Genomic DNA, 8842 nt, shown 5'->3' with positions numbered 1-8842 from the left:
ACACGGAGCTCCTCAGCGACGCGGAGCTCCTCAGCAAGGATCTCAGCACGGATCTGCTCGGCGCGACGCTCCTCCGCGACACGGAGCTCCTCAGCGACGCGGAGCTCCTCAGCAAGGATCTCAGCACGGATCTGCTCGGCGCGACGCTCCTCCGCGACACGGAGCTCCTCAGCGGTGTGCGTCTGCTCCGGGTCACGGATGACCTCGGGACCTGTCCCGTCCCCGGTCGGCTGTGCTGTCGCCCGTCGGGGTGAGTCCGCGAAGAGTGTTGCCAGGGTCGGCGACGGGTGGCTGATGGTGATGACCGCGCGGCGGAGGGCGGCCGGACCGTCGGAGACGGTCGTGCCGAGCGGATACTCGCGGCCGCGTGACGTGACCACGACGGAGAAGTCGGCGGCGTGCAGCTCAGGAGGCGCCCCCGCGGCTCGCAGCTGCGCGCGCAGGCTTTCGGTGAAGGCTTTGGCCACCGCCTCCGCTCGCTCTTCGCCGCGCCGGATGGCCCGGCCGTAGTCGGGCCGCCCGAGCAGGGTGCCGTTGCCGTGACCGCTGATCGAAACAACGGGCAGCGGCCGTCCCTGTACCAGGGCCGCCGTACCCTCGTGGGCCGTGCTCTGGGCGAGTGCGTCGATGACCCGCAGGGCGTCCGCGGACAGCCGGCTCGTTCCTCCGTCGAAGGGGATGTGCCGCGTGACCGGCTCCGGAGGACGCACCTGCCGTGCCGCACTGTCGAAGTAGTACTCCACCCCTGTGCGTGGATCGGTCACCCGGAATCCACCGGGCAGCCGCCCGGCCGTTTCGCCCCGCAGCACCTCGGCGTGCAACCGCTCCCCAGGGCCCTGCGGTACGAGCAGGACCGCGTGCAGACCGCCGTCAGGTCCGAAGTCGAGCCGCACCCGCTGACCGCCGAGCGGGTTGCCCCGGTACGCGACCAGCGGCCGCTCTATCGACTCCAGCGTCCGATCGGCGTCGTAATGCCACGTCATCGGGCCGTCCGCCGGGTTCTCGACATGCACCAGCAGGGCGCCGTCGCCCGTCGGCTCGACCCGTACGTCGGTACTGGCCTCGTTCCCTCCAGACACCACGGACAGCAGCTGTCCCGTCTCGGCGTCGACCCGGACGACGTGGCCGGTGCCGGGCAGCCTGATGTCCTGGTACTCCTCGGGTATGGCTTCCAGCCGCATCGACGCGGGGCGCGTCCCCGAACTCGTCCCCGCGACGTGTTCCACCCCTGACGGCCCCGACGAGCTCGTGAAGTCGAGGGCACCGCCCCGCCCGCCTGGGCGCGACGCGTCGACGCCACGCTCCGCGGCCAGGCCCTTGGCGACCTCGACCGCCTGCGCGATCCGGTCCGGCGCGCCCGCGTTCTCATGCAGGGTCTGCGCCACCTGCATGATGGACCAGAACTGCTGGGGATCACGCTGCCGCATGCCCTCCGCGAGGCGGCCGAAGACCAGCGGGAAGGGGTTGTGCTGAGCGGTGACGAGCGAGGCCTCCGTCCAGAGCTGACGTGCCGTGGGTGCGTCCAGCTTGCCGAACTGCCGCTCCGCGAACAGCCGCAGAGATGCGTCGGGCCCGACGTCGCGAACGCCGTGACCCGCCGTCGAGGGCTCTTCAGCCTTGGTGGTCGAGGGCCTGTCGCCCTGCCGTGAGGAGGGACCGTCCAGCTCTGTGCGGGGCTGGTCCGCGATCCGGGCGACCAGCTGCTGTGCCGGGTCCGGGGCGGGCACGGGGCGCTGCCCGTCGTGGGGCGCGGTCTGCTGTTCGGGGACGCTGGGCTGGGAGTGGGTTGCGTCCGGGGTGGAGAGGACCGCCGGTTGTTCGGCTTCGGTGGCTGTGGGCGCTGTGTCGGTGTCCCGTGCCGCGTCGGTATCGGGCGCGGTGTCGGTGTCGGGTGCCGTGTCGGTGTCGGATGCGGTGTCGGTGTCGGGTGCCGTGTCGGTGTCGGATGCGGTGTCGTCGCCGACGACACGGAGGGGCGCGTTCTGCGCCTCGTCCAGTGTGGTGCGGAAGGCGTTCTCGTGTTCGGCTTCGTGGCTCAGCCAGGCGTCGGTGTCGTGGTCTTCCGGGCCCCAGATGCGGTCGTAGGCGGTGACGGTGTCGCGGCGGAAGTCGTCGGCGAGGGCCTTGAACGCCTCGTCGGAGACGTCGTAGCGGTGTACCGCGCTCTCGGGGTGGCCGACGATGCCGTGGAAGTCGTCGGCGGCCCGTTCCAATGCGGTGTTCAGGGCGGACTCGTGCTCCAGCCGCTGCACGAGCGTGCCGGTCAGCCGTTCGAACCTCGCCTCCCACGATGGCCGGTCGGTGCTCGGCGCGGCGCCTTGATCCGCACCCGTCCGCGATCGTGCCGGAGCCGTGCCGGCCGGCTCCCCGGGCAGCGTGTCCGGGGACGGCAGGCGGAAGTCGGTGCGGCCGGGCGTGCCGAACCAGTGCTCGTCCAGCTCGGCCTCCACGGCCCTGGTCCATTCCTCGGCGAGGCGTTCCTTCGCCGCGTCGTCGAGCTGACCGCCGCCCGCCAGATCGTCCTCGTAGGGAACGTAGGCCTCCTCCAGCACCTGCCGGGCCCGCTCCATCCGCAGCTCGCGGAGCTGCGCGTGCTCCAGCCGTTCCGGCAGGGTGGCCACCATCTCGTCGAACGTGCTCTGGCGCTCCGGGCCTTCGGCCGACCGGTCCCACGCGGTGCGAAGGTCACGGGCGAACTCCTGACGGGTCCGCGCGGCGGCCTCCTGCCCGAGCTGACCGCCGCCCGCGAGGTCATCCCTCCATGTTTGGAGGACCGGGTCGAACTCCCGTTCCTCCCATCTTTCGAGGGCCTGGTCGAACTCCCGCTCGCCGTTCCGCAGGTAGCGGTGCAGTTCGCTTGCCTCCCGCAGCCGCTCATCCAGCCCGGAGCTCAGCTCATCCAGTGCGGTCCGCAGTCGCATGGCGCGCCGCTCGGCCGACTGCTTCCACACCGTGGCCACCGTGTCACCGACCCGGCCGCGTTCCGCGGCGCGGAACTCCTCCATCGCCTGCGGGTCGTCCAGGTAGCCGTCAACGTCCTGGTCGTCCATCCAGAACCGTGTGAGGGCGTCGTCGACGTGCTCCTCCCACGCCGCCGTCTGCCGCTCCCACTCGCTCTCCCGGCTCAGCCGGTCGGACAGGGTCGACCGCAGGTCGTCGAGCCTGGCCTGCCAGGCGTGCTCGTCCATCATCCGGCCGCCGGCCTCGTGCCAGCCCGCCTCGAAGGCAGCCTCGGCGTCCTTGCGGAACCCTTCACGCACGTGCTTCAGCGCGGCGCTGTCGTCGGGCAGGTAGGCGCCGCCGAACAGGTCCTCGTCCCGGAACCGGGCCACGGCCGTGTCGAAGTCGCCGTCCAGACCCTCGGTGTGCCACGTACGCTGCTCCGCCATGGTGAAGCGATGGTGGTACTCGGTGTCCCGCGCGGTGCGGAATTCCTGCCACTGCTCCGCCCGTACCTGCAGGTCCTGCGCACCGGCCCTTGACCCCGACGGCCCGCCCGGCCCGCCCGCGACGTGGCGCGACGGGGCACCCGCGGGCGCGGACCGCACCTCGGACGGCGCTACGACCGTCTCCGGCGCGGTCGGCGTGTGCGGCTCGGCCGGCGCGTGCGCTCGGGGGGTCTCGGAGGCGTTCTCCGAGGAGGGGGCGACGTGCTCCGCGGGCCGGGCCGCGTCGGTGGTCGGCTCCGTCGCGGTGGGGTGCTCGGGCGGCGCCGCCGAGGTGTCGTTGGCCTGCGTCGGGGCCGAGTCCTGGCGTTCGATCTCCGCGAGGGTCCGCTCAAGGTCGGCGACTCGCGGGACACGCGAGGGCATGGTGTCCCGGTCGACGCGCGGACCGGAATCCGGCACGGACGGCAACTCCGTCTCGGACACCGGGCGGGAACGCTGGGCCTGAGTGACGTCGGACCCGGGCCGGGACGCGGACGGCTCGACACGCGGCGGCCGCGCCTGCGGTGACGTCTCCGTGTGCCCCGGGCCGGTCGGCGCGTCGCCCAGACGTACGAAGGGACTCACCGGGGCGTTGGGCAGGCTCGCGCGGATCTCGGAGGCGATCCTGTCGGCCGCCTCGTCGGACAGCGGCACGCGCGGCTCGTTCGTGACGGGACGCGACTCGGGCGGAACCGTGGCGTCGGGCCTGCCGCCGTCGACCGGCGTGTCCCGCAGCGGATCGGGCCTGCCGACGGCCGACGGCTCCGGCCTGGTGGTCGGCACGATCGGCAGATCGTCGAGCTCGTCCAGCGTGAACGAGCCCGGCTCGTCCGGCTCGGCGGTGCGGGCGCCCGGCTCAACAGTATGCGCGTCCGGCAGGGACTCCGGCCCGCTCGTGGACACGTCGGGGAGACCGTCCAGCCCACCGATGTGAGCGTTCGGCACGGACTTGGGCCCGGCGATGGGAGCGCTGGGCAGATCGTCGAGCTCGTCCAGCGTGAACGAGCCCGGCTCGTCCGGCTCCTGACGCAGGAACTGCTGCTCCTCCTGCGCCCGGGTGAGTTCCTGCTCCGCCTGCCGGAAGACGCCTTCCTGCACCAGCCGGTCCAGCCGGCTCCCGGAGCCGGACCCCGTACCACCGGAACCCGTGCCCCCGCCCCGGCCGGATCCGGCACCGGGACGGTCCGAGTCCGACGCCGGCCGTTCGATCCGCTGGTCGAGTTCGTGGCTCAGCGCGGCGGTGTTCTCGTCGTGGGTGCGCACCGTGGCCAGGCGCTGCTGCGCCTGGTCCAGTTCCCGCTGTGTCTGCTGTACGACCTCCTCCGGCGCGCCGGTCCGGCGCTGCTGGGTCAGCTGGTCGCGCAGCTGGGTGACTTCCTGCTCGTGGGTACGGACCTGCGCCAGCCGCTGCTGCTCGACGACTTGGCGCTGCTGCTCCCGGCCGGCGAGGTAGTCCTTGAGCTGCTGTTCGGCGGTCCGCGCCTGCTGCGGGTTGTCGGCCTCCTCCATCCGCTTCACCAGTTCGGCCTCGCGCGGGTCCTGGTGCGACCCGTCACCGCGCAGCTGCTCGAACCGCCGCATGAGGTCCGCGTGGGCCGCCACCCCCGCGCCGCCACCGCCCTGCTGACGGAGCCGTTCCTCCAAGTGCCGCGTCTGCTCTTCGATCTGGCGGTCCGTGTACTGCTTGAGTTCCTGCTGCGCGTGGCGCGCCTCCTCCGGCGTCCGGGCGATCTCCACCCGACGCACCAGCTCCGCCCGGTGGGCGTCCGCCTCCGGTGAGCCGCCCAGGTTCGACTCCCTGCGCAGGTCGGCCAGCCGCCGCTCCAGCGGTGTCCAGTTGTTGAACTTCGCCTGCGCGTCGAGCGCCTGCCTGCGCTCTTGCGGCGTCGACGCGGCATCGACCCGCTGCTGCAGCACGCTCTGCTGGTGCACTCCCAGCTCGTGGATGACCTGGGCGCGTTCCGCCGGGCTCGCCGCGACAGCGAGCCGCTGCCGCAGCTCCGCCTCGCGCGGGTCCTGCGGCGTCCCGCCGTTCAGGTTGTCGAGCCGCCGCAGCAGGTCCTCGTTCGCCGCCTGCCTCCGGGCATCCTCCTGCGTGTGCAGTCGCTCGGTGAGGGTTTGCTGCTGCTCCTGGATCTGCCGGTCCGTGTACTCCTTGAGCTCCTGCTGCGCGTGGCGCGCCTCTTCAGGGGTCCGGGCGTGTTCCACCTTCTGGACGAGTTGCTCGCGCTGCGGGTCCTCGGTGGGCAGCAGTCCCTCGCGCAGGGTGTTGAGCTGCCGTTCCTGCAGTGTCAGCTGGTTGTGTGCGACCAGGTCACGAAGCGCCTGCTCGCTCTCCTCCGGCGTGTTCGAGTCCAGCACCCGCTGCAGCAGTTCCTGCCCGCGCGCGTCCGGCCGGGCCCGTTCGCGCAGCGCGTCCAGCCGCCGGTCAAGCTCGGTCTGGGCCCTGCCCTCCCGCACCTCGTCGAGCTGCCGCTGCAGGTCGCGCTGGTTCTGGAACTCCCGCAGGGTTTCACGGGCCTGGGACACCTCCTGGGGCGACTGCGCCGACTCCTCATTCGCGATTGTCCGGCGCCGCATGATGTCGGACTCGGGGTCGGACTGGGCCAGCCGGTCCAAGCGCTGCTGAACCTGCTGGTGCCACTCCAGGTCCTTCTGCAACGCCTCCCGTACGGTCGGGTCGCTGACCGTGGTCAGCTCCCGGCGCAGCTGCTCCACCGCCGGGTCGAAGGTGCGCGAGCCGTTCTCGGAGACCACCTCGACCGGAAGGTGACGCTCGACGAAGTCGGTGTACTCCTTCAGCCGGCTGTCCAGCAGGACCGGGTTGCCCGTCCGCTGCGCCTGCTCCACGGCGTCCACCTGGGCACGCCAGGCGTCCTCGTTCACGCCCAGGTCGCGCAGTCGGGAGAACCCGGTCTCCGCATGGGTGCGGAAGTCCGCCAGCCGCTGGTCGAGAATTCCGTGCTCGATGGTCGTCCGCATGTCGTGCAGACGCCGGGCCGCCTCGCCCCAGTCGCCCGAGTCGGCCGCCTCACGCACCGAGTCGGCCTGCGTCCGCCACTGCGTCTCGGGCAGCCCGGCCGACCGCGCTATCTCGCTGAGCTCGTCGACGCGGTTTCTCACCTGCTGCCTCAGCAGAGGCAGCGTCCCTGTCGGGACGGAGGGAAGGTCCGTGACCAGGGCGCTGGGCGACGGGTCCGGCAACTCCGACGGGTCGAACGGCTTCGGCGCCTCCGGCAGGTCGATATCTTCCTCGTCGGGGCGCTGCCCGGTCGGGTGCTCTTCGGAATCCTGCTCCGAGTGCCCCCCGGGCGCCTGCTCCGAATGCTGCCCGGGCGCCTGCTCCGAATGCTCCCCAGGCGCCTGCACCAAGTGCTCCTGGGTCACCTGCACCGCGTGCTCGTCGGGGACCTGCAACAGACTCTCGGGTGTGCCCGTCCGGTTGTCGCCCGGAATCTCGTGCTTCAGCATCTCGGGCGAGACCAGCTTGTCGAGCTTGGGCACCTCGATGTGCTCCGGCGATCCTCCGCCGCGCAGGGTGTGGCCATGGGAGATGGCCCCGCCCAGGCCGCCGGCGGCGGCGCCGAACCCGAGGTCCTGGTGGGTACCGAAGATGAGATTGCTCGCCTCGGTCAAGCCCAGGCCGGTCAGAGCGCCGTGGCTGACATTGCCGATGAAGGACCTGGAGAACGCGGGAGTCAGATGGCGCATGATCTGCCCCAGCCCGCCGCCCACGAGCCCGCCGAGCCCGCCCATCTCGAACGCCATCTTGGTGGCGTTCACATCCCAGTGCTTACGGTCGCCCTTCAGGAACTGGATGATCTGCACCGCGGCATCCATGCCGACCTGCATCACGATCGACGTCAGAACCGCGATGAACAGCTCCCGCAGGATCGTCTGAATCGCGAACCGGCCCGCCGTGACCACCGCCGGAATCGCCGCCGCCCCGAACAGCGTGGCCGACAGATAGGCGATTTCCGCGGCCATCCAGGCAAGCTGCAGGATGATCATGTACTTCGCGTACTCGATCTCCAGCGCGATGGTCTCGGCCATCTCACCGAGTTGCGCAGCCGCTGTCGCCATGACGGGCATGGTCTGACTCAGCTGGTTGACGAACTGTCCGAACTGCTCCGCCGGCGCTCCGGCCAGATTCTCGAACGTCGCGGCGGTCGCCGGATTGAGTTCGCCGATGAGCTGATTGATCTCCAGCGCCGCCGTGTTCCACGCCGCGCCCAGTGCCGCGAGCCTGTCCTCGTTCCCCGTCGGGAACTGCTGCCCGACGGTGATCTTGGCAATGGGGCCCAATTCCGGTGGAATCATAATGCTCATGATCTACAGGGCCTTTCCACCGGAAATTAACAGGTCAGCCGCGCGAGGAGCCGTGGCCGTGCGAATCACCGGACGGCATGTCCGGGGCAAAATTCGAGTGAGGGGAGGAGGCACCGCGCTCGAAACCGCGGGCGGTCGCCGTGTTCTGATCCTCGGTCGCCTGGAATCCCTTCGCCATGGTTTCCATTCCGTCAGCCGTGCTGTCCAGCACCTCGGCGATTCCCTTGAACCCCTCCATCATCTGGTTCCGGGGTTCGAGGTACTGCTCCTCGAAAGCCTTTCCCATCTCGTCGTCGCCCCAGCAGTTACCGAATTCGTCGAGGCGTGCCTCCAGCCGGGCACCGATCTGCGCCCACTGGTCGGAAAAGGCCCGCAGATAGGGAGCGGTCTTGGCCAGACCGTCGGGGTTCACCGCGAAGTAGCTGGAAGACACCGCGACCTCCTTCTCACATCAGCTCAGTAGGTGGGGAGACAGCGCAGGGTTTTGGGGTTCTTCAGGCGACCGGAGGCCGCGCGATACGGGGGCCGACCCCCCGGCCGGGACGGCCGTTGGCGAGGTACTCCCGGACCTCGTCCGCCATGGGCGGCGCCTCCGGCAGCAGTCCGCCAAGATCTGCCTTGCCCTGGAGCAGGTCGGCGGCGGACATCCCCGCGGGAAGGTGACCGGACAGCACCTCGGCCACTTCCGCCATCGCGGTCGTCCGGGCCTTCTGGATGGTCGTGAGGAGCATCTGGGAGAGCTCCACAGGAGCCATGCGCTTGTAGGCGCCGGTGAGGAACTCGATCTGGGTCACCTCGCCCTGCGAGTTCACGGTGACCTTCAGAGCCTGCCGGGGAGCCGTCGCACTTGCCTTGATCTCGCGCATCGTGCGCTGCAGTTCGCCGATCTGCGCGCGCTCCCTGCGATACGCGCCCAGCAGCTCTTCTATGTGCGCGTCATACGGACTCGACATGCTGCTCCTCTCCCACGTGCTGTGACGCCCTCGCCGTGCGGGGAAGTGCTCCCGCGCCCCGATCACGCGAAGCCGTACGGAGCCAGAGAACATGCCGCCCCGAGCTCCGCAAACCGATTCGCCCGGTCAATG

At 70.7% G+C, this 8842-nt stretch carries 3 protein-coding genes; all 3 read right to left on the bottom strand.

Going from position 1 to position 8842, the window contains the following annotated elements; translation table 11 throughout:
* Window positions 1-7748, bottom strand: a 7748-nt coding sequence (locus ACIBVL_RS15780; RefSeq protein WP_399097708.1) for a hypothetical protein, incomplete at its 3' end; no start/stop codon positions are given.
* 43 nt (window positions 7749-7791) lie between these two features.
* The gene (locus tag ACIBVL_RS15775; RefSeq protein ID WP_399097707.1) at window positions 7792-8190 is read right to left on the bottom strand and encodes a WXG100 family type VII secretion target; all 399 of its coding nucleotides are present in this window, start codon (window positions 8188-8190) and stop codon (window positions 7792-7794) included.
* A gap of 61 nt (window positions 8191-8251) precedes the next feature.
* Window positions 8252-8710: a YbaB/EbfC family nucleoid-associated protein gene (locus ACIBVL_RS15770; protein WP_399097706.1), complete on the bottom strand. Its 459-nt coding sequence runs from the start codon at window positions 8708-8710 to the stop codon at window positions 8252-8254.
* Window positions 8711-8842: the final 132 nt, after the last annotated feature.

The sequence above is a fragment of the Streptomyces sp. NPDC049687 genome (assembly GCF_044465285.1).
Lineage (GTDB): Bacteria > Actinomycetota > Actinomycetes > Streptomycetales > Streptomycetaceae > Streptomyces.
This window is presented reverse-complemented; position numbering and strand designations above follow the sequence as displayed.

Coding starts and splice junctions, on each gene's coding strand:
- ACIBVL_RS15770 (WP_399097706.1), bottom strand. CDS start 8,710: ATGTCGAGTCCGTATGACGCGCACATAGAAGAGCTGCTGGGCGCGTAT.